Here is a 23251-nt window from a genome sequence, read left to right as displayed (position 1 = left end):
CAGGCCCGCTCATGCGGGCCTGTTTGCATTGTCTCGCGCCAAGCGCCTCAGTTGCGGCTCAACAGCAGCCGCCGCGCCAGCAGTTCGATCGCCTCCTCGCGGCTGACCGGCACGCTGCCGCGGTATTGCTCGGCCACGATCCACTTTTCCACCGCGGCGCGGTCGCCGCGCGCGGCCTTGAGCAACACGCCGAAGGCCGCCCCGGTGGAATGCTCAGGCGGCTCCACGCTGCGGATCTGGGTATTCAAGGCGTACACCTTGTCCTCGGCGCGCGTCCTCGTGACCTGGCGCGGCGCGCGGCGCGAGTACACAATCCACCCCAGCAAAGCCAGCAAACACGCGCCCACGATCAATAGAAAAACAAACATTTCAAATCAAACCTTTAACTGAGGATGTCATTGTAAAACACCGCCTCGCCCCGCCGTCAACGCCTTGCGCCAGGTCAAACCCGGTTCATGCCGGCTTGGCCTGGGCCGCCCGCCGCGATATGCTGTCACGATAATCCCCCTGTCTCACCAGCCATAAAGGACATCGGACATGTACCAACACATCATCGCCGCGCTGGATGGCAGCAGCAATTCGGACAAGGCGCTGCTGGAAGCCATCCGCGTCGCCAAGTTCTGCAAAGCCAGCCTGACCCTGTTCCACATCGCCAGCCTGCGCGATCTGGCGGTGGAAGGCGTCGGCCTGCTCGGCACCCACGAACTGCACGATCAAGCCTTCCGCGACGGCAACCGCGTGCTGGAACAGGCGCGCAAACAGGCGGTGGAAGCCGGCGTGGAACAGGTGCAGATCCACATGGCGGAAAGCTGGGACGGCGGCGCCGACATGGCGGAACTGCTGGTGCGCTACGCGGACAGCCACAAAGCCGGCCTGGTCGTGCTCGGCACCCATGGCCGCAGCGGCATCGCCCATCTGCTGTTGGGCAGCTTCGCCCAGAACCTGCTGCGCCGCGCCAACTGTCCCGTCATGGTTCTGCGCAGCGAGCAAAGCGAGTTCGGCCAAGCGGAATAATAACCGCGACGCGCGGCCCTGGCGATGCCTTCATCATAACAAGGCATCGCCTCGCGCCGCTCAGCGCTTGCGCGCGTAGATGAAGAACTCGCGGTTGCCGTCGCCGCCGGTGATCGGACTGTCGAACCACTTCAGCAGCTCAAAGCCCTGCTCCCGCACCGCTTCGCTGATCTTGTCCCGCACGCGCGGGTACAGGCTCTCGTCGCGTACGATGCCGCCCCTGGCCAAACCTTCGCGCCCCACCTCGAACTGCGGCTTCACCAGGCTGAGCAGGTGACCGCCGGGACGGATCAAGGGCAGCGCCGAGGGCAGCACCAAGGTCAGCGAAATGAAGGACACGTCGCACACCATCAGGTCGAAAGGCAAACCCTCGTTGGCCGCCAACAGGGCCGCATGGTCCAGCGCCCTGGCGTTCACCCCTTCGAAATAACGCAGGCGCGCGTCCGTCCGCAGCCGCGGATGCAATTGATCGTGCCCCACGTCCACGCCCACCACTCGCCGCGCGCCCTGCTGCAGCAGGCAGTCGCTGAAACCGCCGGTGGACTGGCCCACGTCCAGCGCCAGCGCGTCGCGCGGGTCCAGGCCGGACGACTCCAGCGCGCCTAGCATTTTCAAGCCGCCGCGCGACACGAAACGATCGGATGGATCGGCGGCGATATCGAAGCGGCTGCCCGGCGCGCATTTCTGGCTGGGCTTGCTCACCGGCGCGCCGTCGCAACGGACGCGCCCCGCGGCGATCAGATTCTGCGCCGCCGTGCGCGAAGCCGCCAGGCCCAGTTCCACCAGCAACACGTCCACTCGCGTCATCGCACCCTCCCCACCATCGACAAAAACCGCACAGCGTGGCAAGCGCGCCGGCCGCTGTCAAGCCAAGACCATGATCTCACCGTGCGTAGGGCCCGCCAACCGCGCTAGAATCGCTAAATGCCAATCCGGCCAGCCGTCGCCCCCGGCGTCGGCAGCCTCAAGCGGAGACATGGATGGATACACATCAACTGGAAGCGCATGAAGTGCGCGTGCTGGGCGCCCTGGTGGAAAAACAGGCGCTGACCCCGGACGCCTACCCGATGACCTTGAACGGCCTGGCCTCGGCCTGCAACCAGCTGACCAGCCGCGAACCGGTGATGCAGCTGTCCGAAGCGGACATCAGCGCGGCGCTGGACAGCCTGATCGCCAAGAAGCTGGCGAGCGAGCGGCTGCCGGCCGGCAGCCGGGTGGCCAAATACGAGCACAGGCTCAATTACGAATGGAATATCGAAGGCGCGCGGCTGGCGGCGCTGGCCCTGCTGATGTTGCGCGGACCGCAAACCTCGGCGGAAATCCGCACCCGTTCCGGCCGCATCTACGGCTTTAGCGGCGTGGAGGAAGTGGAAACCGCTCTCAACGCGCTGGCCGACAAATACCCGCCGCTGGTGCTGAAGCTGGAGCGCCAGCCCGGCGAGCGCGAGGCGCGCTGGGCCCATCTGCTCAGCGGCGAGCCGCAATCGCTGCCGGCCGCCGGCGACAACGGCTGCGGCGTGATCGAGGTGGGCATCGCCGGCCGCGTCGCCGCCTTGGAAGCGGAAGTGGCCGCCCTCAAAACCCGGCTGCTGGAGCTGGAGAATTTGCTGGCCAGTGAATAATTCACACTCGAATATTTGGCGGCTCGCCGAACTTGTTACTTAAAAAGCGGTCACTTCCCTTGTTGTCTAACTCACCCAAGAGAAGTGACCCATGAAAACTCTGCATCTGAGCGCCGCCGCCGCGCTGCTCGCCCTGACCGCGGCCGCCCACGCCGCCGATTACAGCTTTATCGCCGGCAAGGACTTCCAGCAATTCAGCCGCACCCCGCAGGGCCTGGGCCTGGGGCTTTCCATCGACTACCTGAACAGCGACCACAAGGGCAACGCCGGCGGCGCCGGCCTGGAGTTCGCGATTCCGCTGGGCCCGGTCACCCTGGCCGGCGGCGGCAAGCTGATGGGCCTGAACCCGGACAGCGGTTCCGGCACCGCCGCCTTGCTCGGCGGCCGCGCCAACATCCAGCTGGCGCCCAAGCTCAGCCTCTACGGCCAGGCCTATTTCGCCGGCGACAGCATGGCCAGCGGCAGCGTCAAGAACGTCAGCGACCTGGCCGCCGGCGTGCGCTGGAACCCCATTGGACCGTTCACCGTGGAAGCCGGCTATCGCTACTTCGACATCGAGCGCAAGGACAACAACCGCAATCGTCGTCTTGCCGACGGCATGTATATCGGCGCCGGCTTCACCTTTTAAGCCCAGCCCGCCGCCACGAAAAACAGCCCCGCAATGCGGGGCTGTTGCTTGTCGCGGCTCACTCGGCGTGTCGCGCTTCGAACACCGCGTAAGTCTTGCACGCCGGCTCCAGCACCTGCCAGGTGCCGACGAAGCCCGCGGGGATCACGAAGTGATCGCCCTGCTTCAACTCCACGCTGTTCCCGGCCTCGTCGCTGACCTTCACTCGTCCTTGCAACAGCGTGCAGAACTCGTGTTCGCTGTAGCGCACTTTCCAGCAGCCCTGCCCGCCGCTCCAGATGCCGGCGTGGAACTGCCCGCTGGGATCGGAATAATGGTTGGCCACGCTTTGCCGGCATTCGCCGGCGACGCGGCGATCCTCGGCCGCCACAAACGATTCCAGCGCCACGTCGTGACGCTGGAACACAATGATATCGCTGGCCTGTTTCATCGCTCTGCTCTCCATGGCTGTTTGAAATTTTCAACACAATGCCATGAAGCAGACAGAATATTCAACTCCCTACCGATTCAATCGCCGCGCCGCCGGCCACATCGCCGCGCACAGCAGCGCCATGGCCATGGGCTGGTACAAGACATACGGCTGATAAGCCGCGCCAAGCAAACCCAGACCGCCGGCGATCAGCAGGTAGTACATCAGGCCCAATAAGGCGCCGGCCGTGCCCTGCACTTGGCGGTAATCCCGCAGGGCCCCCGCCAGCAGCGGCGGAATCGCGCAGCCGAAGGCCGCGGAAATCGCCAGTTGGCTGAGCAACAGCACGCCGACGGCCGCGGCCGGCCGCAGACCCGGCCAGCCGCTGAGCAACTGCACCAGGGCCGCCGCGCCGGCGGCCATCAAGGCCAGGCGCGGCAAGCGTTCCGCGCCGCCTCGCGCCGCCAGCCGGCGATTGACCGCGCCGCCGAACAGGCCGCCGGCGGCCACCAGCAAACCGCTGAGGCCGAACAACCAGGCCGGCATGCCCAGCAATTGCAGCGTGAACGGGGCCAGCGTGTAAAAGCCGAACAACAGCAGATTGAAGCCGGCCACCAGCCATACCGTGGCCAGCACCCGCGGATCTCGCGCCATCCTGGCCGCCACCGCGCCCAAGGCCGCCGGCGGCGGCAGGTCCGCCGGCCGGGTTTCGCCGGCCAGCTTCCAGGACAACAGCAGCAACAGCGCCGCCAAGCCGCACAAGGCGGCGAACACGCCCTGATGACCGAAACCGGCCACCAGCAAAGCGCCCAGCGGCGGGCCCAAGGCCGGCGACAGCGACAACACCGCGCTGACGGTGGCGAACACCGTCAGCAAGGCCGGGCCTTGATAGCGGTCGCGCAACATGGTCTGCACCACCACCGAACCCGCGCTGGCGCCGAAGGCCAGCAATAGCCTGGCCAGCAGCAGCGCGGTGAAATCGCGGCTCATCACCGCCAGCACCGCGCCCGCGCCGTAACAGGCCAGGGCGGCCAGCAAGGCCGGCCGCCGTCCGTATAGATCGGCCAGCCGGCCCCAGCACACCACGCCGAAGGCGAAAGCCAGAAAGTAGACGCTCATCGTCAACTGCGCCTGACCGGCGCTGACATGGTAAGCCTGGGCGATCTCGGTCAAGGCCGGCGCGTAAATGGTTTCACTCAATTGCGGGAAACCCAGCAATACAATCAGCAGCGCCAGCGGCGCCGCCCGGATCGCGGTTTTCATTTTGTCCTCCTAAAAACAACGAACAGGGATTGTAGGAGGATGAAGGCACGCCTATTATCGATGGATAGCCATAAAACATTGAGAATCGGACAAGATGCCGCGCTACCTGCCCGCCACGGCGCCGGACCCGGACCAGCTCGCCGATCCCATCGTCGGCATGGCCATAGACGCGCCGGCGCCGCATGACTCCGGCCTGCACCGCCATCGCCGCGCGCAGCTGATGTACGCGGTCAGCGGCGTGCTGCAAATCCGCATCGGCCACACCCGCTGCGTGCTGCCGCCGACAATGGCCGCCTGGATTCCCTCGGGCCTGTGGCATCAGGCCGAAACCGGCAAGCCTTTCGCCTATCGCAGCCTGTACTTCGATCCGGTCGTCTATCCCGCGCTGCCGCGGCGGCCGCAGATCATCGCCGTCAGCCCGCTGTTGCGGGAATTGATCGTGCGGGTGGCGGAATGGCCGCTGTCGCCGTTGGAGCCTGAGCAAGAACGGCTGGTGGAGGTGTTGCTGGACGAGGCCGGCCGCGCGCCGGAGCAGGCGCTGAGCCTGCCGCTGCCGCAAGACCGGCGGCTGCTGCGCATCGCCGAGCAGCTATTGCAGCAGCCCGGCGACGAGGCCACGCTGGAGCAATTGGCCGCCCAGGCCGGCGCCAGCGCCCGCACCGTCAACCGGTTGTTCCAGCAACAGACCGGGCTCAGCTTCAGCGCCTGGCGGCGGCAATTGAAAATGATGGAGGCCAGCCGGCTGTTGGCCGAGGGGGAAAGCGTCAGCCGGGTGGCGGCGGAACTGGGCTATGCGCAGGACAGCGCCTTCATCGCCATGTTCCGCCGCCATGCCGGGCTTACGCCCGGCCAGCTCAAACGCTCAGTCTGAGAACCGGTTTACGATCTGGGAATGACTCACCACCACAAATGGAAGCGCTGCTTGGGCGACAGATACATCTTGTCGCCCGGCTTGACGCCGAAGGCCTGGTAGAACGGCTCCATATTGCTGGCGGTGCCGATGGGCCGCCACAGGTCCGGCGTGTGCGGGTCCGACACCAGCTGTTTGAGCGTGGCTTCGTCGCGGCTCTTGCTGCGCCAGGATTGGGCGAAGGCGATGAAGAAACGCTGGTCGCCGCTCATGCCGTCCAGCACCGGCGCGTCCTTGCCGGCGAGCGCCAGATGATAGGCCTTGTAGGCCACTTCCAGGCCGGCGTTGTCGGCGATGTTCTCGCCCAGGGTCAGTTCGCCGTTGACATGGTGGCCGGGCACCGGCTGGTAGCGGTCGTACTGCTTGACCAGCTTGCGCGTGGCCGCCTTGAAGCGCGCCTTGTCGCTGGCCGTCCACCAGTTGCGCATATTGCCGTCGCCGTCGAACTGGCTGCCCTGGTCGTCGAAACCATGGCTGATTTCGTGGCCTATGGTGGCGCCTATGCTGCCGTAGTTGACCGCCGGATCGAAGCCGGGATCGAAATACGGCGCCTGCAGGATGGCCGCCGGGAACACGATCTCGTTATTGGCCGGATTGTAATAGGCGTTCACCGTCTGCGGCGTCATGCTCCATTCCTTGCGATCCACCGGCTGGCCCAGCTTGCCGCTCATATAGCGGTAGTTGAACACCGCGATGCGCCGCACATTGCCGGCCAGATCGTCCGGCGCCAGCTGCAGGCCGCCGTAATCGCGCCACTTGTCCGGATAGCCTATCTTCAGCGTGTACTTGGACAGCTTGATATGGGCCTGGCGCTTGGTGGCGGCGCTCATCCAGTCCAGAGTGTCGATGGACTGGTCGTAGGCCTGCAGCAGATTGCGCACCAGTTCGTCGGCCTGGCGCTTGGCCTCCGGCGTGAAATAACGCGCCACATAGAGTTTGCCCAGCGCCTCGCCCAGGCCGCTTTCCACCATGCCCACGCCGCGTTTCCAGCGCGGGCGGTTCTGCTTGCGGCCTTCCAGGGTCTTGCCGTAGAAGTCGAAGTGGGCGTCGACGAAGGCCGGCGTCAGGCTGGGCGCGTAAGCGTCCAGCGTGCGCGCCAGCAGGTAGTTGCGCAGCGTGGACGCGGGCGCGGCCCGCAAGAGTGGCGCCAGCTTGCTCAGATAGCCGGGCTGGTCCAGATTCAACTGCTTGGCGGCGTCCAGGCCGGCGTCGGCCAGCAAGGCCGGCCAATCGTAGCCGGGCTGCCGGCGCGCCAACTCGGCCAGGCTCAGCTTGTTGTAGGTTTTCTGGATGTCGCGGTTCTCGACATTGGTCCACTGGATTTTCGCCAGCCGGGTCTCGAAAGCCAGCACGTCGCGGGCGCGGCTTTGCGGCTGGTCCAGTTCCGCCAGTGCGAACAGCCGCTCCAGATAACTCAAATAGGCCTTACGCGCGGCGGCGAAGTCGGCGGACTTGCCCAGATAGTAGTCCTGGTCCATCGCCAGACCGGATTGGCCGACGCCGGCCAGGTAGGCGGCGGAATCCTTGGGGTCCTGGCCGACATAGAAGCGGAACGGCGTATCCACCGGCTGATCCTGCAGGCGGCCCATATAGCGGACCGCCTCCGCCGCCGTGCCCAGACCGGCCACGGCCCGCAGCGATTCGCGCAGCGGCTCCAGCCCGCGCCGGGCGACGACGTCCTCGTCCATGAAGCTGCGATACAGCGCGGCGATCTGCCCCGCCTCGGCATCCGTCCCCTGCCCGGCCTGTTCGATCAACTGGCGCAGCCGTTCCAGATTGCGGTCCGCCAAAGCCTCCGCCACGCCCGCCGAGGAACGCTCGGCCGGAATCACCGTGCGCTGGATCCAGCGGCCATTGGCGTGCAGCGACAGATTGTCCTGTACTCTCACCGCCGGATCGATGCCGTTCAAATCAATGCCGTAACGGCCGTAATCCAGGCCGCCGTCCGCCCAGGCGCCGGCCGCGCACAGCAAGGCCGCCAAGGGCAGCAGTCTGCTCATCTTCATGTTTTCCCCTTTGTTTTTGTCGTACCGCGGCGCGGTGGGCCCAGCCGGCCTATCCACTGTAAAACTCGGCCCTCAGTCTTTCCGCATAGGCCGCCAGATTGGGCCGCGCCGCCACCAGCGCCCGCGACGGGGTTTCCCCCATCGCGTCGGTCAAGGCGCCGCTGACGAAGGCGTAAACGCTGGCGTCTATCCAGGTGGCGGTCTCGCCCATGAAATAACGCTGCTCGCCCAACAAGGCTGACAGCGCCGCCACGTCCGCCTCCAGCAGCCGCAGGCGCTCCGCCGCGCTGAAACGGCCCATGCCCTGCCCCCATAGATTGGCGCGCACCTTGCGCCGCACCAGCCTCGTCACCAAGCCGCGCAGCAAGGCCGGCACGCCTTTGAAAAACACGCTGGGCCCGCGCGCGAAGTGTTCGTCCACCATCCAGCGTTCATGCACGATGCCCCAGTAGAAATGATCGCCCAGCATGCAGTCCACGCTCCAGGCCAGCGCCTTCTGCGCCTCGCTGAGACCGGCGTCCAGCGTGAGGCCGTGCTTGTCCGCCAGATGCAGGCGGATCAGCGTGGAGTCCGCCACGATCTGGCCGTCGTCGTCGATATAAGGCAGCTTGCCCTTGGGCGCCTTGCGCATATCGCCGCGCACGCGGCGGTAGGACAGGCCCGACAGCTTCAGCAGCAGGTCCGCCTTCATCACGAAGGGACTGGGGTCCACCAAGCCCATGGCCGGGCCGAACTGATACAGAGTGATCATCAAGCGCCTCCCGCGGCAGACATGACATTGAACTGAAGCAGACTAGCACGCCGCCGGGAAGGCGCGCGAGGGGGCGGGCGCGAAAAGGGGAAGGACGCCTAATCCGCCGCGCAAACCCGCAGCCAGTCCATCACCGCCCGCACCCGAGGAGACGGCGCCGGCAACGGACGCACCAGGTAATAAGCCTGCGGCCCCAGCGGTTGAAACGGCCCCAGCGGCAGCATCAGTTCGCCGCGTTCCAGCTGCCGCTGCACCAAGCGACGCCGACCCAACGCCACGCCGGCGTGATGCGCGGCCGCCTGCGCGCATAGGTCGGAACGGTCGAAGCTGATGCCCCGCGGCGGCAAGGCCACGTTCTGCCGCCGCGCCCACTCCCGCCATTCGGCGTCGTGAGCCGCCCGTTCCCAGGCCTGGGCGTCGTGCAGCAGCAGGCATGCGGCCAGGGCCGCCGGATTGTCGCGCAAGCCGTGCCGCTCCGCGTACTCCGGGCTGCACACCGGCGCCACCTGCTCGTCCATCAGACGCTGCGCGTCCAGGCCGGGAAACTCGCCGGCCGAGTAATACAGCGCCAGGTCTATATTCCAGGCGCGGAAGTCCACCATCTCGTTGCCGCTGCGGATGTCCAGCGCAATGCGCGGATAGCGCGCGGCGAAATCCGCCAGCCGCGGCGCCAGCCAACATTGCGCCAGCGAGGGCCGCGCATACAGGGCCACCGCGCCGGCCGGCTCGGCGTCGTCCTGCGGATTCAGCGCCGCCTCCAGCCGCGTCTGGCCGGCCAGCCAGGCCTGATAGATGCGTTCGCCGTCCTCGCTCAGCCTCAGGCTGCGGGTCAGCCGCAGGAACAGGCGGGTGCCCAGCGCCCGTTCCAGCCGGGCGATGCGATGGCTGACCGCGCTGGCGCTCAGGCACAGTTCCTCGGCGGCGCGGGCGAAGCTCAGATGCCGCGCCGCCGCCGCGAAGGTGTGCAGATTGGACCATTGCGCGCCGTCCAGCCGGACGCCGGCGCGCGGGGGAAGATTCAGCATATCGCCAGCATCGTTCACGCCGACAGCCGCCGCCGGCCTTCCGCCAGATAGGCGTCCATTTCCGCCGGCGGCACCATGCCGCCGCCGGTGCCCCACACCAGATGGCTGGCGCGCGACAGCCGCTCCGCGCTCAAGCCCGTCCGCTGGCGGTAACCCTGGGACTCGCTCAACACCCGCAACGGCCCCGGCATGCCGGCCAACGCCGACGGCTCCAGCCGCAAGCCCTGCTCGCGCTCCAGCATGGCCAGCAAGCGGTAGAGCTCGCCATCGTCCACCGTGTAATAGCCGTCTATCAGCCGCTGCATCGCGCGCCCGACAAAGCCGGACGGGCGGCCCACCGCCAGGCCGTCGGCGGCGGTCAGATTGTCGATGCCGAAATCCTGCACCGCCACCTCATCATGCAGCCCGGTGTAAACACCCAGCAGCATGCAGGGCGCGTGGGTGGGTTCGGCGAACAGACAGTGCACCGCATCGCCGAAAGCCAGCTTGAGGCCGAAAGCGACCCCGCCCGGCCCGCCGCCGACACCGCAGGGCAGGTACACCAGCAGCGGGTGTTCGGCGTCCACCCGGACGCCCTGCTCCGCCAACTGGCCGCGCAGACGCTCCGCCGCCACCGCGTAACCAAGGAATAGATTGACCGAATTCTCGTCGTCGACGAAATGACAGCGCGGATCGGACGCCGCCTGTTTGCGGCCTTCGGCCACCGCCACGCTGTAATCAGACGGATACTCGACCACCTCGACCCCATGGCTGCGCAGCAAGTCCTTCTTCCACTGTCGCGCGTCCGCCGACATATGCACGCTGGCCTGAAAACCCAGCTTGGCGCTGATGATGCCGATGGACAGGCCCAGGTTGCCGGTGGAGCCCACCGCTACCCGGTAGCCGCCGAAGAAGGCCCGCGCCTCGGCGCTGTCCAGTCCGGCGTAGTCGTCCCCCTCCCGCAGCAGGCCATGACTCAGCGCCAAGCTTTCCGCGTGCTTCAATACCTCGTAAATGCCGCCGCGCGCCTTGATGGAGCCGGAAATCGGCAGCAGATTGTCCGCCTTCAGCCACAGGCCGCCGCCGTCCGCCAACCCGGCCTCGGCCCATAGGGCCGCGCGCATCGCCGGCAGCGGCAGCAGCGGCGATTCGATGATGCCGCCGCTGGCGGCCGCGTCCGGAAACACCCGCGCCAGATAGGGCGCGAAGCGGCGCAAGCGCGTATCGGCGTCCACGACATCGGCCCGGCTCAGGCCCACGTCGGCCAGCGCTTCCGCCGCCGACGCCAGCGCGGGGTTGAACCAGCTCAAAGACTGCAAGGCCATCAAGGGCGTCAATAAGGGGTGGCTGGCCTGCCAGTCGGCCACGGTCTTGCCGGCAATCGTCGCTTGCATCGCGCGCTCCATGGAATCGAAGACCCGATTAAACCGCGCCGCGCCGCCGCTGGCAAAAGACGATTGCGCAGCCGACGGCTGACGCTGGATCAGCCATGCGCGCGCGGACTTGCCAGACACCGGGGCGCATCGCCTATGATGGGCGCATCGTCCGCCGCCAGGAGTCGCCGTGCTCGCCATAATCACCCGTCTGTTCCCGCTATGGGCCCTGCTGCTGTCCGCCGTCGCTTACCAGCGGCCGGCGGCGTTCACTCCGCTGCTGCCGCATACCGGTCTGCTGCTGGCGGTGATCATGTTCGCGATGGGGCTGACGCTGACGCTGGACGATTTCAAACGGGTGCTGAGCCGGCCGGCGCCGGTGCTGGCCGGACTGGGCCTGCACTATCTGGTGATGCCGCTGGCGGCCTGGGCGCTGGCGCGGCTGTTCCAGATGCCGCCACAGCTGGCCATCGGCATGATTCTGGTGGGCAGCGTCGCCAGCGGCACCGCGTCCAATGTGATCATCTATCTATCGCGCGGCGACGTGGCGCTGTCGGTCACCATTTCCTCGCTGTCGACGCTGGTTGGGGTGATAGCCACGCCGCTGCTGACCCGGCTGTACGTGGACGCGGCGATCAAGGTGGAAGTGGCGGCGATGCTGCTAAGCATTCTGCAGATCGTCATCCTGCCGATAGGCCTGGGCCTGCTGGCCCATCGCTTCTTCGCGCCCCAGGTCCGCCGGCTGGAGCCCTTGCTGCCGCTGTTGTCGATGCTGGCCATCGTCGCGCTGATCGCCGCCATCGTCGCCGGCAGCAAGAACCATATCGCCGCGGTGGGCGGGCTGAGCATTCTGGCGGTGATGCTGCACAACGCCATCGGCCTGTTGGGCGGGTATTGGGGAGGACGCTTGCTGGGCTTCGACGAATCGGTGTGCCGCACGCTGGCGATCGAGGTGGGCATGCAGAACTCCGGCCTGGCCGCCCAGCTGGGCAAGGCCTACTTCAGCCCGCTGGCGGCCTTGCCCGGCGCGCTGTTCTCGGTCTGGCACAATATTTCCGGCTCGCTCTTGGCCGGCTATTGGCGGGACAAGCCCGCCGAGCGGGGGCGTCAAGCGTCGCGGGCCGGCGCGCAGCAAAGCTTGTAACGACGCATGACGCGGCTTGCAAAACCGAGCAGGATCAGCCTTCCACCCGCCAATGCCCGCTCTTGCCGCCCTCTTTCTCCAGCAGCCGCACGCCGTCGATGACCATGCCGCGGTCCACCGCCTTGCACATATCGTAAATGGTCAGCAGGCCGACGTTGGCCGCGGTCAGCGCCTCCATCTCCACCCCGGTCTGGCCACTGCATTCGGCGGTGACCTCGATGCGCACGGCGTTGTCGGCCTCCAGCAGTTCGAAGTCCACCGCCACCCGGGTCAGCGCGATCGGGTGGCAGAGCGGAATCAGGTCCGCGGCCTTCTTGGACGCCATGATGGCGGCGATGCGGGCGATGCCGAGCACATCGCCTTTTTTATGGCCGCCGTCCTTCACCAGCGCGAAGGTGGCGGGCAACATGCGGATGCGGCCTTCGGCCACCGCGCGGCGGCGGCTGTGCGCCTTGGCGCCGACGTCGACCATATGGGCCTGGCCGCCGGCGTCGAAATGAGTCAATTTTGACATGGGTTCATTACTCCTCCGGCCCGCTTAGAACAGGCTCTTAGGACAGCAGCCGGTAAATCAGCCAGAAGGCGCTGACCAGCACCACCAGGCCGCCGCTCCAGCGGGCGATGCGGCCGAGGTAGCGCAGGTAGAGCGGATTGCGGGTCAATAGGTAACAGACGCCTGCCCAGCCCAGCAGCAGGATGGTGACGAGCAGCCACAAGCGCCAGAAACCAAACACCGCTAGGCCACCTCCGGCAGCCGGTGGAAGCTGGACGGCGCGTCCAGCGGGTCGTCGTAGCTGACGTATTCCCAGGCTTCCGGCGTCTCCAGCAGCTTGCGCAACAGCTTGTTGTTCATCGCGTGGCCGGATTTGTGGCCGGAGAAGGCGGCGATCAACGGGTGGCCGATGATGTAGAGGTCGCCGATGGCGTCCAGGATTTTGTGGCGAACGAATTCGTCCGGGAAACGCAGGCCTTCCGGATTCAGCACGTATTCGTCGTCGATGACGATGGCGTTGTCCAGGCTGCCGCCGCGGCCCAGGCCGTGGTTGCGCATGTACTCCACCTCGTGCATGAAGCCGAAGGTGCGCGCGCGGCTGATCTCGTCGGTATAGGAATGACGCGCGAAATCCACCGCCACCGTCTGCGGCGCCAGATTGAAAGCCGGATGGTTGAAGTCGATGGACAGCGTGACCTTGAAGCCCTCGTGCGGCTCCAGCTTCACCCACACGTCGCGCTCTTCCACGGCCACCGTCTGGGTGACGCGGATGAAGCGCTTCTTGGCGTGCTGCTCGACCACGCCCGCGGTCTGCAGCAGGTAAATGAAAGGGGCGGCGGATCCGTCCATGATGGGGATCTCCGCCGCCGTGACCTCAATCACGAGGTTGTCGATGCCAAAGCCCGCCAGGGCCGACATCAAATGCTCGATCGTGCCGACACGCACGCCGGTGTCTGTCACCAGCGTGGAGGAGAGTCGCGTGTCGTTGACGAGCGATGGATCCACTTTCACCGTCACCGGCTCGGGCAAGTCGGTGCGGCGAAAGACGATCCCGGTGTCGGGCGCGGCCGGCAGCAGGGTGAGCTTCACCCGCTCGCCGGAGTGCAAACCCACACCCGTGGCGCTTATCGCTTGTTTCAGCGTGCGCTGCAATATCATGTCGGGCTTCTCGAACGAATGGGAATGCCCGATTCTAGCACAGTCAAAAACCGCACTTTATTGATTGATTTGCAGTATTAAATAGCTTTCTTCTATAGCGGCTCCGCCTCAGTCCGCCTGCTTGCGCAGGAAGGCCGGGATGTCGTAGCTTTCGCTCACTTCCGGGTTGGAGAAGTCCATGGACGGCGCGGCGCGGCGACGGCCCTGGCGCATGATGGCCGGGGTGTCGAAGTCGTCGTAGCTGACCACTTCCACCGCGCGGTCGTCGGTGCCGGTCTTGACGATCTTGATGTATTCCGGACGCTCCTCGGTATTGCGCGCGGTCTTCTTCTGACCCAGGCCGGTGGCGATCAAGGTCACGCGGATGGTGTCTTCCGGCATGTCTTCCACTTCGGCGGTGCCGAACTTGATCTGCGCGTCTTCGTCCGCGTACTGGCGCACGATGCCCATGATTTCGCGATACTCGCTCATCTTCAGGCAGCCAGGCGCGGTGGAGATGTTGACCAGCACGCCGCGCGCGCCTTCCAGCGTGATGTTGTCCAGCAACGGGCTGGCCACGGCCTGTTCGGCGGCCACGCGAGCGCGGTCGATGCCGGAGGCGTAGGCCGAGCCCATCATCGCCAGGCCCATTTCGCTCATCACGGTGCGCACGTCGGCGAAGTCGACGTTGATCAGGCCCGGGCAAGTGATCACTTCCGCGATGCCGGCCACCGCGCCCTTGAGCACGTCGTCGGCGGCGCGGAAGGCTTCGCGCATGGTCACGTCGTCGCCCAGCACTTCCATCAGTTTTTCATTGGGGATCACGATCAGCGAATCGACGTGCTTTTTCAGATCCTCGATGCCATTCTGCGCCACTTTCATGCGCTTGCCTTCGTGCTCGAACGGCCGGGTGACCACGCCCACGGTCAGGATGCCCATTTCCTTGGCCACTTCGGCCACCACGGGCGCCGCGCCGGTGCCGGTGCCGCCGCCCATGCCGGCGGTGACGAACACCATATTGGAGCCGCGCAGCATCTCGGCGATGCGTTCGCGGTCTTCCAGCGCCGCGCTGCGGCCCACTTCCGGATTGGCGCCCGCGCCCAGGCCGCGGGTCAGATTGTTGCCCAGCTGCAGCTTCTGCGGCGATTTGTTGCGCAGCAGCGACTGAGCGTCGGTGTTGGCGCAGATGAACTCCACGCCGTGCACATTGCCGTCGATCATATTGTCGATGGCGTTGCAACCGCCGCCGCCGACGCCGATGACTTTGATGATCGCCACATTGGCGGTTTCTTGCATAACTTCAAAGACCATTCCGCTCATTTTCCTCTCCTCAATAAAGATGAGCTACCGACTTCATATACATCTGCCCGATCGCTATCGTGGCCAGCGAGTGCGCCGGCCGCGTAGCGCTTAGAAATTGCCAGCGAACCACGCCTTCATGCGCGTGAACATCTGGCCCACACCCGCCGTCTCCACCTTGGGGCCGGCATGCGTTTGAATCTGATCCTTGCCGTACAACAGCAGGCCGACGCCGGTGGAGAAGCGCGGGGTCTTCACCACTTCCGCCAGGCCGCCCACATACTTGGGCACGCCGACGCGCACCGGCATGTGGAACACTTCTTCCGCCAGCTCCACCATGCCCGGCATCAGGCTGGCGCCGCCGGTGAGCACGATGCCGGAGGACAGCAAATCCTCGAAGCCGCTGCGGCGCAGTTCCTGCTGCACCAGTTGGAACAACTCTTCCACCCGCGGCTCCACCACTTCGGCCAGCGTGGCGCGCGACATCTGCCGCGGCCCGCGCTCGCCCACGCCCGGCACTTCTATCATCTGGCTCGGGTCCGCCATCGCCACCAGCGCCACCGCGTGCTGGATCTTGATGTCCTCGGCTTCCTTGGTCGGGGTGCGCAAGGCCATGGCGATGTCGTTGGTGATCTGATCTCCTGCGATCGGAATCACCGCAGTGTGGCGGATCGCGCCGTTGGCGTAGACCGCGATATCGGTGGTGCCGCCGCCGATGTCGATCAGGCACACGCCCAGATCTTTTTCGTCTTCCGACAGCACCGCGATGGCGGAGGCCATCGGTTGCAGCACCAGGTCGGACACTTCCAGACCGCAGCGGCGCACGCACTTGGTCACGTTCTGGGCGGCGGACACCGCGCCGGTGACGATGTGCACCTTGGCTTCCAGCCGCACACCGCTCATGCCCAGCGGTTCGCGCACGCCTTCCTGACCGTCGATGCTGTATTCCTGGGTCAGGATGTGCAGCACCTGATGGTCCGGCGGGATGGTCACCGCGCGCGCGGTTTCAATCACGCGGTCGATGTCCATCTTGGTGACTTCGCGATCCTTGATCGCCACCATGCCGTGCGAGTTCACGCTCTTGATGTGGCTGCCGGCGATGCCGGCGAACACTTCGTGAATCTTGCAGTCGGCCATCAGTTCCGCCTCTTCCAGCGCGCGCTGGATGGCCTGCACCGTGGATTCGATGTTCACCACCATGCCGCGCTTCAAACCGCGCGACGGCGTGTGGCCCATGCCGACGATATTGAGTTGGCCGTCCTCCAGGACTTCTGCGACGATCGCCACGATCTTGGATGTGCCGATGTCGAGGCCAACCAGCATGTTCTTGCTTTCCTTTGGTTTGCTCACCTGTCGCTCCAACTGCTAATTACTTGTTTCCCTTGGCCGGCGGCGCCTTGTAATCGGGCATCCGCACGGCGAATCCATTCGGGTAGCGCATATCCACGTATTCCACGTGATACGGCAACGCCGCCAATTTGCTCTTCCAGTACTGGGCGAAGCGGCGGGCGCGCGGACTCACGTCGTTGCGTCCCAGCTCCAGCTGCACCTGGTTGTCCAGCCCCACTTTCCAGGCGCGGCGGCTGGACAGCCACAGCGCCGCCGGCTTGACGCCCGCCGGGGCCAGATCCTGCCGCAGCCCTCCCAGCATTTCGCTCATGTCCTTCTCTGCCCCCGCCGGCCCGTAAAACACCGGCAGGTCCTGGTCGCTGGCGGCGTCGAACCGCTCTCCTCGGGTATTGACCAGGCCGTTCTCTCCCCAGCGCGCAAGCGCCACATGCTCTTCCACCGAAATGTCCAGCGCGTCCGGCCAGCGCCGCCGCACCTGGGCATCCCGCACCCACGGCAATTTGCCGAAGGCCGCTCGCGTCTTGTCGATGTCCAGCGTGAAGAAGGTGCCGGACAGCTCATGCTCGGCAATGAACTTCAGCTGTTCCGGCGTCACGCGTTTCATGTCGCCGCGAATCTGGATCTTCTTCACCGGAAACACCGGAGCGTGCGTCAACCAGAACCCTCCTGCATACAGCAACATCAGCGCTGCGGCGGCCAGCATCAGATTGGCCAGGCCTCTAAGCAGCCGATGGTTATCCCACATGCACCATATCCAGCACCTTGAGGCACAAATCCTCGTAACTGATGCCCATCGCCCGCGCCGCCATCGGCACCAGGCTGTGGCTGGTCATGCCCGGATTGGTGTTGGCTTCCAACAGGTAAATGCCGCCGGCTTCGTCCATCAGGAAATCCACCCGGCCCCAGCCGCGGCCGCCCAATACGCGGAAAGCCGCCAGCGACAGTTCGCGCGCGCGCGTCTCCACGTCTTCGCTCAGGCCGGACGGGCAACGGTAGACGGTGTCGTCGCGGAAATACTTGGCGTCGTAGTCGTAAAACTCGGTCGCCGGTTCGATCTTGATGGTCGGATAGGCGGTGTCGCCGATCACCGCGCAGGTGTACTCGCCGCCGCCGATGAAACGCTCGGCGATCACGATGCTGTCGTATTTGCGCGCCTCTTCGAACGCCGCCTTCAGTTCGCCCGGCTGCTTGACCTTGGTCACGCCGATGCTGGAGCCCTCGGTGGCCGGCTTGACGAAGATGGGCAGGCCCAGCTTGGCTTCCACCGCGGCGAAGTCGCTGTTCTCGTCCAACAGTTCGAAGGCCGGGATCGGCAGGCCGGCGCCCTGCCACAGCAGCTTGGTGCGCCATTTGTCCATGCAGATCGCCGACGCCATCACGCCGCAACCGGTATACGGCAGGCCCATGCTTTCCAGCACGCCCTGCAGGGTGCCGTCTTCGCCGAAGGGCCCATGCAGGATGTTGAACACGCGGTCGAAACCCTCGTCTTTCAGCGCGCTCAGCGGCTGTTCCGACGGATCGAACTTGTGAGCGTCCACGCCACGGGATTGCAGGGCTTTGAGCACGCCGGCGCCGCTCATCAGCGACACTTCGCGCTCGGAGGAACTGCCGCCCATCATCACCGCCACCTTGCCGTACTGCTTCATTGCCTTGTCCTTGTCATTCATCATCACGCGCCCGCCGCCACTTTGGCCGGCACCGCGCCGATGGAGCCCGCGCCCATGGTCACCACCACGTCGCCGTCGCGAGCTTGATCGAAAATGGTCTGCTGCATCTCGGCGATGTCCTCGACGAACACCGGCTCCACCTTGCCCTGCACGCGCACCGCGCGCGCCAAGGCGCGGCCGTCGGCGGCCACGATGGGCGCTTCGCCAGCGGCGTAGACTTCGGACAGCAGCAAGGCGTCCACGCTGGACAGCACTTTGACGAAGTCTTCAAACAGGTCCCGAGTGCGGGTGTAGCGGTGCGGCTGGAAGGCCAGCACCAGACGCTTGTCCGGGAAGGCGCCGCGCACCGCGGCCAGCGTGGCGGCCATTTCCACCGGGTGATGGCCATAATCGTCCACCAGGGTGAAGCGGCCGCCGTCCTTGGCCGGCACTTCGCCGTAACGCTGGAAGCGGCGGCCGACGCCGGCGAACTCGGCCAGGCCTTGCTGGATCGCTTCCACGCTGGCGCCGCACTCCAGGCCGATGGCGATGGCGGACAGCGCGTTGAGCACGTTGTGGCGGCCCGGCATGTTCAACACCACCGGGAAACGCACTTCCTTGCCGTTCTTCACCACCACGTCGAAATGCATCTGGCCGGCGGCGGCGCGCACGTTCTCGGCGTAGATGTCGGCGGAGTCGTCCAGACCGTAGGTGGTCACCGGCTTGGTGATGCGGCCGCGGATCTCGCGCACATTGGGGTCATCCACGCACAGCACCGCGCGGCCGTAGAACGGCAGCCGCTGCAGGAAGTCGACGAAAGCCTGCTTGAGCTTGTCGAAGCTGTGGTCGTAGGTGTCCATGTGGTCGGCGTCGATATTGGTCACCACCGCCATCACCGGAGTCAGATGCAGGAAGGAGGCGTCCGATTCGTCGGCCTCGGCCACCAGGAACTCGCCGGAGCCCAGGCGCGCATTGGTGCCGGCCGCGGTCAGCTTGCCGCCGATGACGAAGGTGGGGTCCAGGCCGGCCGCGCCCAGCACCGAAGCGGTCAGGCTGGTGGTGGTGGTCTTGCCGTGGGTGCCGGCGATGGCGATGCCCTGCTTGAAGCGCATCAGTTCCGCCAGCATCAGCGCGCGCGGGATCACCGGGATCTTGTTGGCGCGCGCTTCCAGCACTTCCGGATTGTCGGCCTTGACCGCGGTGGAGGTCACCACCACGTCGGCGCCGTGCATATAGGTGGCGTCGTGGCCGTAGAACACGCGGATGCCCTGATCGATCAGCCGCTTGCTGGTGGCGCTTTCCGCCATGTCGGAGCCGGACACGGTAAAGCCCAGGCCGTGCAGCACCTCGGCGATGCCGCACATGCCCACGCCGCCGATGCCGACGAAATGTATGTGTTTGACCCTGTGTTTCATGTCTGTGTCTCTGCTTGAGCGCTCGTATGACGCTCTGTCATTCCCGGGCCAGCTGCTGGCACAGGTCGGCCACCCGGCCGGCCGCGCCGGAACGCGCCAGCGCGCGCGCGCGTTCGGCCTTGTCCAGCAACTGCTCTCTATCCAAACCCGCCAGCAGGCCCGCAAGCCCGTCGGCGTTCAATTCTTTCTGCGGCAGATGCCAGGCCGCGCCGGCCTGCGCCATCCACTCGGCGTTGTCGCGCTGATGGCCGGTGGTGGACACCACCAGCGGCACCAGCACGCTGGGCACGCCGGCCGCGCACAATTCGCTGACCGTGATCGCGCCGGCGCGGCAGATCACCAGATCGCATTCGGCCAGGCGCTGCGGCATATCGTCGACGAAGGGCAGCAGTTCCACTTGCTCCCGCAGGCCCGCGGCCTGATACGCGGCCTCGACCGCGGCGAAGTTCGCCTCGCCGGTCTGATGCGTCAGTCGCGGCCGCTTGTCGGCCGGCAGCTTGGCCATCGCCTGCGGCAGCGTTTCATTCAAAACCTTGGCGCCCAGGCTGCCGCCCACCACCAAGACCTTCAGCGGGCCGCTGCGGCCGGCGAAGCGCTCCGCCGGCGCGGCGATGCCCTCGATCTCCCCACGCACCGGATTGCCGGTGACCAGCGCCTTGCCGTTGCGCGCCGCGTCGCCGTCGAAACCGCAGGCCAGTTTCTTGGCGAAGGGCAGCAAGGCCTTATTGCTCAACAACAGGCCGGCGTCGGCGTTGACCAGGACCAGCGGTTTCCACAGCAGGCCCGCCATCACGCCGCCGGGCAGGCAGACGTAACCGCCCATGCCCAGCACCACGTCCGGGCGGTGACGGAAAATCTGCGCCGCGCTGCTGAAGAAAGCGCCGGCCAGCTGCAACGCGCCCTTGAGCGAGCCCAGCAGGCCCTTGCCGCGCACGCCGTGGAAATTCAGCCGCTCCAGCGGAATGCCGGTCGGCGGCACCAGCTTGTTCTCCATGCCGCGCCGGGTGCCCAGCCACACCACCTTCCAGCCCCGGCTTTGCAATTCCTTGGCCACGGCGAGGCCGGGGACGATGTGTCCACCCGTGCCAGCCGCCATCACCATGACCGTGCGATTCGCCATCTCTATCCGTTCCGTTAACTCTCGTTGCCGCGCATCATGCGCCGGTTTTTGCTTCGCCCTTCGGACTCGCAGAAACCGCCACCCTACGGGCTTACGCCCTAAGGCGCCTGACAGCGCTGCTCATGCGCGGCTACACTTTGTAGCCGCGCATGATGCGGCGGTTTTCATAATCAACTCGCAGCAGCACCGCCACCGCGATCAAATTCATCAACATCGCCGAGCCGCCGAAAGACATCAGCGGCAAGGTCAAACCCTTGGTCGGCAGCAGGCCCATATTCACCCCGATGTTGAAAAACACCTGGATGCCGAGCCAGATGCCCAGGCCCTGCGCCACCAGCGACTGGTAGTAACGCTCCAGCTTTTTCGATTCCACGCCGATGTGGAAGGCGCGGCGCACGATCCAGGCGTACAGACCGACCACCACGCAGATACCGGCAAAGCCGAACTCTTCCGAAATCACCGCCATGATGAAGTCGGTGTGCGCCTCCGGCAGGTAAAACAATTTCTCTATGCTGCCGCCCAGACCGACGCCGAACCACTCGCCGCGACCGATGGCGATCAAGGAGTGCGACAGCTGGTAGCCCTTGCCGTACGGGTCGTCCCACGGGTCCATGAAGCCCAGCACCCGCTTCAGCCGGTACGGCGAGGAAATGATCAACACCACGATGGCGCCCACCGCCATCACCGCCAGCCCGCTGAAGATGCGCATATTGATGCCGCCGAGGAAGAGCACGCCCATCGCGATGCTCATCACCACCATCAGCGCGCCGAAGTCCGGCTCGCGCAGCAGCAGGAAAGCCACCACCACCATGGCGGCGAACATCGGCGCGAAGCCTTCCTTCAAGCTGTGCAGCAAATGGCTCTTGCGCACGGTGTAATCCGCCGCGTACAGCACGGTGGCGAACTTCATCACCTCCGACGGCTGCAGGTTCAGCACGATCAGATTGATCCAGCGCCGCGAGCCGTTGACCATCTTGCCGATGCCGGGAATCAGCACCAGCACCAGCAAGACCAGTCCGATCAGGAAAATCTTGCCGGAGTACTTCTGCCAGAACGCCGTTGGAATCTGGAAGGCGATATAGGCCGCGCTCAGCCCTATCGTCATGAAGATCATGTGACGGATCAGGTAGAAGTAGCGGTTGTGCGTGGCCGCGTCGGCCTCGGCGTAGGCGATGGACGCCGAGTACACCATCACCAGGCTGATCGACAACAGCAGGGCCAGCGCCCAGGACAGCGCCTCGTCGAACGGCTTGATGGCGGCGTAACGCCGGGCTCCGTGCACGATCATGGCCGCGTCGCCTCCGCTTGCCGCGCTTTCCACTCGCGCACGGCGTCGATGAACACCTGGGCGCGATGCGCGTAGTTGCGGAACATGTCCAGACTGGCGCAGGCCGGCGACAGCAACACCACGTCGCCCGGCTGTGCCAGTTCCGCCGCGCGGCGGGTGGCTTCTTCCAGCGTCTCGCAGTCGTGCAAGGGCAAGCCGGTGGCGGACAGCGCGGCGCGGATCTTGCCGGCGTCGCGGCCGATCAACAGCACGGCGCGGGCGATGCGGCGGCAGGCCGGCGCCAGCGGCGCGAAGTCCTGGCCCTTGCCGTCGCCGCCGGCGATCAACACCACCGGACGCGTCATGCCGTTCAGCGCCGCTTCGGTGGCGCCGACATTGGTGCCCTTGGAATCATCGATAAACGCAACCGAGGCGATTTCGTCTACCAGCTCGACGCGATGCTCCAAACCATGGAAGGTTTTCAGTCCTTGCAGCAGCGCGGCGCGCGGCGCGCCCACTGCTTCGCACAAGGCCAGCGCGGCCAGCGCGTTGGCGGCGTTGTGCAGGCCTTGCAAACGCATCTCGGCGCAATCGAAGGCCCGCTCGCCGTCCAGGCTCAGCCAGTAGCGGCCGTCATCCTGCCGCAACGCGTATCCGGCATCCTCTGTCAGCGAGAACCATTTGACCGCGCGGCCGGGGCGAACCATCGCGCGCACCAGCGCGTCGTCGCGGTTCAGCACCTGGACGCCGGCGCCGTGGAACACCCGGGTCTTGGTGTGGGCGTAGTCCAGCAGATCGTCGTAACGGTCCAGGTGGTCCTCGGAAATATTCAGCACCGTGGCGGCGTCGGCCTCCAGCGTAAATGTGGATTCCAGTTGAAAACTGGACAGCTCCAGCACCCACACGTCCGGGCGCTTGCCGCTTTGCTCGCGTTCCAGCTGCGCTTCCAGCACCGCCAGGCCGATATTGCCGGCCACCACCGCGTCCAGGCCGGCGGCGGCGCACAGATGGCCCGCCAGGCTGGTGACCGTGCTCTTGCCGTTGGAACCGGTAATGGCGATCACCTTGCTGCCGTCGCCGCGGATCGCGCGCGCCAGCACTTCGATATCGCCGATCACCTCGCCGCCGGCTTGGCGGTAGGCGGCGACGGCCGGGTGTTTCAGCGGCACGCCCGGGCTCAGCACCAGCAAGTCGGCGTCGGCGAAGGTCTGGGCGCTGAAATCGCCGGCGCGCACTTCCGCCTGCGGCAGGAAGGCGCGCAGCTCGGCCACGCGCTCGGCCGACGGCTTGGCGTCGGCCACGCTCACGCGCGCGCCGTGCGCGGCCAGGTAGCGCGCGGCCGCCAGGCCCGAGCCTCCCAAGCCCACCACCACGACGTGACGATTCGCGTAGTCCATAGT

24 protein-coding genes are annotated in these 23251 nt (G+C 66.0%); 5 read left to right on the top strand and 19 right to left on the bottom strand.

Translation table 11 applies throughout. From position 1 onward, the window contains the following. Nucleotides 1-47: 47 nt before the first annotated feature. Nucleotides 48-368: a hypothetical protein gene (locus JC616_RS02000; protein WP_146176546.1), complete on the bottom strand. Its 321-nt coding sequence runs from the start codon at nt 366-368 to the stop codon at nt 48-50. A 169-nt stretch (nt 369-537) separates the two neighbouring features. Here JC616_RS02000 and JC616_RS01995 point away from each other — a divergent pair, with 169 nt between their 5' ends. Then, nucleotides 538-1014, top strand: a complete 477-nt coding sequence (locus JC616_RS01995) for a universal stress protein (protein ID WP_107797838.1) — start codon at nt 538-540, stop codon at nt 1012-1014. A gap of 60 nt (nt 1015-1074) precedes the next feature. On the opposite strand, the gene JC616_RS01990 is transcribed toward JC616_RS01995, so the two are convergent. After that, entirely contained in the window at nt 1075-1821 is a 747-nt protein-coding gene (locus tag JC616_RS01990) for a TlyA family RNA methyltransferase (RefSeq protein WP_227106486.1), read from the bottom strand. Nucleotides 1822-1994: 173 nt separating this feature from the next. On the opposite strand from JC616_RS01990, the gene JC616_RS01985 reads away from it, so the two are divergent. Together JC616_RS01985 and JC616_RS01980 are read left to right on the top strand one after the other, a co-directional pair. Beyond that, nucleotides 1995-2636, top strand: a complete 642-nt coding sequence (locus tag JC616_RS01985) for a YceH family protein (protein WP_107797836.1) — start codon at nt 1995-1997, stop codon at nt 2634-2636. 91 nt (nt 2637-2727) lie between these two features. After that, entirely contained in the window at nt 2728-3264 is a 537-nt protein-coding gene (locus tag JC616_RS01980) for a YfaZ family outer membrane protein (protein ID WP_227106485.1), read from the top strand. Between the two features lie 58 nt (nt 3265-3322). Here JC616_RS01980 and JC616_RS01975 read toward each other — a convergent pair whose 3' ends face one another. Together JC616_RS01975 and JC616_RS01970 are read right to left on the bottom strand one after the other, a co-directional pair. Continuing rightward, nucleotides 3323-3694, bottom strand: a complete 372-nt coding sequence (locus JC616_RS01975; protein ID WP_227106483.1) for a cupin domain-containing protein — start codon at nt 3692-3694, stop codon at nt 3323-3325. 69 nt (nt 3695-3763) lie between these two features. Continuing rightward, the gene (locus tag JC616_RS01970; protein ID WP_227106481.1) at nt 3764-4936 is read right to left on the bottom strand and encodes an MFS transporter; all 1173 of its coding nucleotides are present in this window, start codon (nt 4934-4936) and stop codon (nt 3764-3766) included. A gap of 94 nt (nt 4937-5030) precedes the next feature. On the opposite strand from JC616_RS01970, the gene JC616_RS01965 reads away from it, so the two are divergent. Next, nucleotides 5031-5807 carry an AraC family transcriptional regulator gene (locus tag JC616_RS01965; protein ID WP_227106479.1) on the top strand — a complete coding sequence of 259 codons (777 nt, stop codon included), beginning with the start codon at nt 5031-5033 and terminating at the stop codon, nt 5805-5807. A gap of 26 nt (nt 5808-5833) precedes the next feature. Here JC616_RS01965 and JC616_RS01960 read toward each other — a convergent pair whose 3' ends face one another. From JC616_RS01960 to dsdA, 4 genes are all read right to left on the bottom strand, one after another. Continuing rightward, entirely contained in the window at nt 5834-7852 is a 2019-nt protein-coding gene (locus JC616_RS01960) for a M13 family metallopeptidase (protein ID WP_227106478.1), read from the bottom strand. A gap of 49 nt (nt 7853-7901) precedes the next feature. Continuing rightward, nucleotides 7902-8603 (bottom strand): glutathione S-transferase family protein, encoded by a 702-nt coding sequence (locus tag JC616_RS01955; RefSeq protein WP_227106477.1) that lies wholly within the window; start codon nt 8601-8603, stop codon nt 7902-7904. A 98-nt stretch (nt 8604-8701) separates the two neighbouring features. Further along, nucleotides 8702-9628, bottom strand: a complete 927-nt coding sequence (dsdC, locus tag JC616_RS01950) for a DNA-binding transcriptional regulator DsdC (RefSeq protein ID WP_227106476.1) — start codon at nt 9626-9628, stop codon at nt 8702-8704. A gap of 14 nt (nt 9629-9642) precedes the next feature. Further along, on the bottom strand, nt 9643-11001 hold the full coding sequence (gene dsdA, locus JC616_RS01945) for a D-serine ammonia-lyase (RefSeq protein WP_227106475.1): 1359 nt from the start codon (nt 10999-11001) through the stop codon (nt 9643-9645). 169 nt (nt 11002-11170) lie between these two features. Between dsdA and panS the strand changes: the two genes are divergently transcribed. Next, a complete protein-coding gene (gene panS / locus JC616_RS01940; protein WP_227106474.1) occupies nt 11171-12124 on the top strand; it encodes a ketopantoate/pantoate/pantothenate transporter PanS in 954 nt (317 codons plus the stop codon). Nucleotides 12125-12158: 34 nt separating this feature from the next. Here panS and moaC read toward each other — a convergent pair whose 3' ends face one another. From moaC to murD, 11 genes are all read right to left on the bottom strand, one after another. Beyond that, on the bottom strand, nt 12159-12638 hold the full coding sequence (moaC, locus tag JC616_RS01935) for a cyclic pyranopterin monophosphate synthase MoaC (protein WP_107797824.1): 480 nt from the start codon (nt 12636-12638) through the stop codon (nt 12159-12161). Between the two features lie 37 nt (nt 12639-12675). After that, nucleotides 12676-12858, bottom strand: coding sequence for a hypothetical protein (locus tag JC616_RS01930; protein WP_019102328.1), 183 nt, complete (start codon nt 12856-12858; stop codon nt 12676-12678). A 2-nt stretch (nt 12859-12860) separates the two neighbouring features. Continuing rightward, entirely contained in the window at nt 12861-13772 is a 912-nt protein-coding gene (gene lpxC / locus JC616_RS01925) for a UDP-3-O-acyl-N-acetylglucosamine deacetylase (RefSeq protein ID WP_227108508.1), read from the bottom strand. A 111-nt stretch (nt 13773-13883) separates the two neighbouring features. Next, nucleotides 13884-15074 carry a cell division protein FtsZ gene (gene ftsZ / locus JC616_RS01920; RefSeq protein ID WP_039755403.1) on the bottom strand — a complete coding sequence of 397 codons (1191 nt, stop codon included), beginning with the start codon at nt 15072-15074 and terminating at the stop codon, nt 13884-13886. A 90-nt stretch (nt 15075-15164) separates the two neighbouring features. After that, entirely contained in the window at nt 15165-16376 is a 1212-nt protein-coding gene (ftsA, locus tag JC616_RS01915; RefSeq protein WP_197081372.1) for a cell division protein FtsA, read from the bottom strand. A gap of 46 nt (nt 16377-16422) precedes the next feature. After that, a complete protein-coding gene (locus tag JC616_RS01910; protein WP_019102324.1) occupies nt 16423-17148 on the bottom strand; it encodes a cell division protein FtsQ/DivIB in 726 nt (241 codons plus the stop codon). Then, nucleotides 17138-18049, bottom strand: coding sequence for a D-alanine--D-alanine ligase (locus JC616_RS01905; protein ID WP_227108506.1), 912 nt, complete (start codon nt 18047-18049; stop codon nt 17138-17140). The genes JC616_RS01910 and JC616_RS01905 overlap by 11 nt, the downstream gene beginning before the upstream one ends. A gap of 23 nt (nt 18050-18072) precedes the next feature. Next, the gene (murC, locus tag JC616_RS01900) at nt 18073-19464 is read right to left on the bottom strand and encodes a UDP-N-acetylmuramate--L-alanine ligase (protein ID WP_227106473.1); all 1392 of its coding nucleotides are present in this window, start codon (nt 19462-19464) and stop codon (nt 18073-18075) included. A 37-nt stretch (nt 19465-19501) separates the two neighbouring features. Continuing rightward, nucleotides 19502-20584, bottom strand: coding sequence for an undecaprenyldiphospho-muramoylpentapeptide beta-N-acetylglucosaminyltransferase (gene murG / locus JC616_RS01895; RefSeq protein ID WP_227106471.1), 1083 nt, complete (start codon nt 20582-20584; stop codon nt 19502-19504). A gap of 130 nt (nt 20585-20714) precedes the next feature. After that, nucleotides 20715-21872: a putative lipid II flippase FtsW gene (gene ftsW, locus JC616_RS01890; protein ID WP_019102074.1), complete on the bottom strand. Its 1158-nt coding sequence runs from the start codon at nt 21870-21872 to the stop codon at nt 20715-20717. Continuing rightward, the gene (gene murD, locus JC616_RS01885) at nt 21869-23248 is read right to left on the bottom strand and encodes a UDP-N-acetylmuramoyl-L-alanine--D-glutamate ligase (protein WP_227106469.1); all 1380 of its coding nucleotides are present in this window, start codon (nt 23246-23248) and stop codon (nt 21869-21871) included. Before murD ends, ftsW begins: the two co-directional genes overlap by 4 nt. Between the last annotated feature and the right edge of the window lie 3 nt (nt 23249-23251).

Origin of the sequence: Chromobacterium rhizoryzae, from assembly GCF_020544465.1 — a bacterium.
In the GTDB taxonomy this organism is placed as follows: domain Bacteria; phylum Pseudomonadota; class Gammaproteobacteria; order Burkholderiales; family Chromobacteriaceae; genus Chromobacterium.
Note: the sequence above shows the minus strand (reverse complement) of the source record. Positions and strands in the feature narration are given on the sequence as shown.

Coding starts and splice junctions, on each gene's coding strand:
- JC616_RS01975 (WP_227106483.1), bottom strand. CDS start 3,694: ATGAAACAGGCCAGCGATATCATTGTGTTCCAGCGTCACGACGTGGCG.
- JC616_RS01985 (WP_107797836.1), top strand. CDS start 1,995: ATGGATACACATCAACTGGAAGCGCATGAAGTGCGCGTGCTGGGCGCC.
- dsdA (WP_227106475.1), bottom strand. CDS start 11,001: ATGCAAGCGACGATTGCCGGCAAGACCGTGGCCGACTGGCAGGCCAGC.
- JC616_RS01990 (WP_227106486.1), bottom strand. CDS start 1,821: ATGACGCGAGTGGACGTGTTGCTGGTGGAACTGGGCCTGGCGGCTTCG.
- JC616_RS01910 (WP_019102324.1), bottom strand. CDS start 17,148: ATGTGGGATAACCATCGGCTGCTTAGAGGCCTGGCCAATCTGATGCTG.
- ftsZ (WP_039755403.1), bottom strand. CDS start 15,074: ATGAGCGGAATGGTCTTTGAAGTTATGCAAGAAACCGCCAATGTGGCG.
- murC (WP_227106473.1), bottom strand. CDS start 19,464: ATGAAACACAGGGTCAAACACATACATTTCGTCGGCATCGGCGGCGTG.
- murD (WP_227106469.1), bottom strand. CDS start 23,248: ATGGACTACGCGAATCGTCACGTCGTGGTGGTGGGCTTGGGAGGCTCG.
- JC616_RS01955 (WP_227106477.1), bottom strand. CDS start 8,603: ATGATCACTCTGTATCAGTTCGGCCCGGCCATGGGCTTGGTGGACCCC.
- ftsW (WP_019102074.1), bottom strand. CDS start 21,872: ATGATCGTGCACGGAGCCCGGCGTTACGCCGCCATCAAGCCGTTCGAC.
- JC616_RS01960 (WP_227106478.1), bottom strand. CDS start 7,852: ATGAAGATGAGCAGACTGCTGCCCTTGGCGGCCTTGCTGTGCGCGGCC.
- JC616_RS01965 (WP_227106479.1), top strand. CDS start 5,031: ATGCCGCGCTACCTGCCCGCCACGGCGCCGGACCCGGACCAGCTCGCC.
- JC616_RS01970 (WP_227106481.1), bottom strand. CDS start 4,936: ATGAAAACCGCGATCCGGGCGGCGCCGCTGGCGCTGCTGATTGTATTG.
- moaC (WP_107797824.1), bottom strand. CDS start 12,638: ATGTCAAAATTGACTCATTTCGACGCCGGCGGCCAGGCCCATATGGTC.
- JC616_RS01905 (WP_227108506.1), bottom strand. CDS start 18,049: ATGAAGCAGTACGGCAAGGTGGCGGTGATGATGGGCGGCAGTTCCTCC.
- JC616_RS01995 (WP_107797838.1), top strand. CDS start 538: ATGTACCAACACATCATCGCCGCGCTGGATGGCAGCAGCAATTCGGAC.
- ftsA (WP_197081372.1), bottom strand. CDS start 16,376: ATGCTGGTTGGCCTCGACATCGGCACATCCAAGATCGTGGCGATCGTC.
- dsdC (WP_227106476.1), bottom strand. CDS start 9,628: ATGCTGAATCTTCCCCCGCGCGCCGGCGTCCGGCTGGACGGCGCGCAA.
- murG (WP_227106471.1), bottom strand. CDS start 20,584: ATGGCGAATCGCACGGTCATGGTGATGGCGGCTGGCACGGGTGGACAC.
- JC616_RS02000 (WP_146176546.1), bottom strand. CDS start 368: ATGTTTGTTTTTCTATTGATCGTGGGCGCGTGTTTGCTGGCTTTGCTG.
- JC616_RS01980 (WP_227106485.1), top strand. CDS start 2,728: ATGAAAACTCTGCATCTGAGCGCCGCCGCCGCGCTGCTCGCCCTGACC.